Source organism: Streptomyces sp. PU-14G, from assembly GCF_041028275.1.
Classification (GTDB): domain Bacteria; phylum Actinomycetota; class Actinomycetes; order Streptomycetales; family Streptomycetaceae; genus Streptomyces.
Genome location: NZ_JASKYT010000716.1, coordinates 1 through 1,306, shown reverse-complemented (window position 1 = coordinate 1,306; position 1,306 = coordinate 1). Strand labels below are relative to the sequence as shown.

Here is a 1,306-nt window from a genome sequence, read left to right as displayed (position 1 = left end):
GTGCGGGAGGGGCCGGCGGGGAGTGTCGGTCCGGGCGGGGCTCACGCGCCGCCTCCGGGGCCCGGTGCTCACCGTCCTGCCCCGCTCGGGCGTCCTGCGGCTGGGCAGGGCGCGCCGAGGGGACGGGCGCGGGCGCGCCCGAGGGCTGCCCGGGCGTCATCGGATGCGGCGGCGCGCCTGGGGCGCCGGATGCCTCGTCATGCACGCCTCGACAGTAACCAGTGTGGGTGACATGCGCTGCGGCCCTGCGGCAACGGCGCAGCAACAACGGCCGGGACGTCCGGGACGGCCGGAACAGCTCCAGGCGGCTGGTGGCCGGCGCTCAGCGGCGTCGGAACACCAGGTCCCGCACCGCGTGCCCCTTGTTCAGGCCCTGCCCTTCGAAACGGGTCAGAGGGCGGTGTGCGGGGCGGGGCGCGTAGCCGCCGTCGGGCTGGGTGTTCGCGTACTCGGGATGCGCGGACAGGACGTCCAGCATCTGCTCCGCGTACTCCTCCCAGTCCGTGGCGCAGTGCACGAGGGCGCCAGGACGCAGCGGCCCGGCGGCCAGGTCGAGGAACTCGGGCTGCAGCAGCCGCCGCTTGTGGTGGCGCGCCTTCGGCCACGGGTCGGGAAAGTAGATCCGCAGGCCGGAGAGCGAGTCCTGGGCGAGCATCTCGCGCAGCAGGATGATGGCGTCGCCGTTGCCGACCCGCACGTTGCTCAGGCCCTGCTCGTCCGCGAGGCGCAGCAGGTTGCCCTGGCCGGGCGTGTGGACGTCGACGGCGAGGACGCCCGTGGCCGGGTCGGCGGCTGCCATCTTGGCCGTGGCCTCGCCCATGCCGAAGCCGATCTCCAGGACGATGGGCAGGTCGGGGTCGCCGAAGAGTTTGCCGAGGTCGAGCTGGCGCATTCCGTCCACGTCGAAGCCCCACCGGGGCCAGAGCCGCTCCAGCGCGGTCCGCTGACCCTTGGTGATCCGGCTGCGACGGGGCTGGAAGCTGCGGATACGGCGCTCGTGGTGCGACCCGGCGGGGTCGGGCGAGGGCCCGGCGCCGGGGGGGAACATCCGTGCCATGGGCCGGGGCTCACGCTCCGTGTCGGGGGCGCTGTGGGTGCCGTGGGCGGCAACGTCATGGGCGGCGTCGTGGTCGAGGTCGCGGCGGGCGAGATCCTCGCGGACGAGGCCGTCGTTCGGTGAGAAGTTCTTGCTTTCGGACACGATGCTTCGATTTTACGGCCAGCCGTACGTCAGCTGCGTTGCCCGTCGCTGCTGGCTCCTGGCCGCTCGCTACTCATCCGCCGATCGTCGATCGGGAGGGGTGGG

The 1,306-nt window shown here is 73.4% G+C and carries 1 protein-coding gene; it reads right to left on the bottom strand.

The window, feature by feature from the left end:
- Window positions 1–322 precede the first annotated feature (322 nt).
- Entirely contained in the window at window positions 323–1,057 is a 735-nt protein-coding gene (gene trmB, locus AB8Z75_RS34915; protein WP_369209154.1) for a tRNA (guanosine(46)-N7)-methyltransferase TrmB, read from the bottom strand.
- Window positions 1,058–1,306: the final 249 nt, after the last annotated feature.